General features: G+C 35.7%; 1 protein-coding gene. It reads left to right on the top strand.

Translation table 11 applies throughout. The annotated features are described in order from the left end of the window. Positions 1 to 286, top strand: a 286-nt coding sequence (locus AAEY79_RS14505; protein ID WP_352288995.1) for a hypothetical protein, incomplete at both ends; no start/stop codon positions are given.

Below are 286 nucleotides of genomic sequence, written 5' to 3'. Positions count from 1 at the left end.
ACATTGAAGTCTCACTTACTGCAATCAAAGACAAGTCTATATTCAACATCTATGAAGAAGTAAAAGAGTTACTTCCTGAAATTAAATCTACTACCGCCTACAAGACAGATTCAAAATTCGGCGTTCCTAGTTTTGAATTATCCAAAGGTGGTGATAATGCAGTGTTTAATACAGGCGTAGAAGTAAAGCACTTGCTAAACGATAAAGAGTTTGCCGCACACATCAAACACAAAATTGAAAATCCAGTTAAGACTGAAAATCTTCAAGAAGACGTGTGGATGAGAAA

Origin of the sequence: Psychrobacter sp. GW64-MNA-CIBAN-0177 (assembly GCF_040309585.1) — a bacterium.
Taxonomy (GTDB): domain Bacteria; phylum Pseudomonadota; class Gammaproteobacteria; order Pseudomonadales; family Moraxellaceae; genus Psychrobacter; species Psychrobacter okhotskensis.
This window is presented reverse-complemented; position numbering and strand designations above follow the sequence as displayed.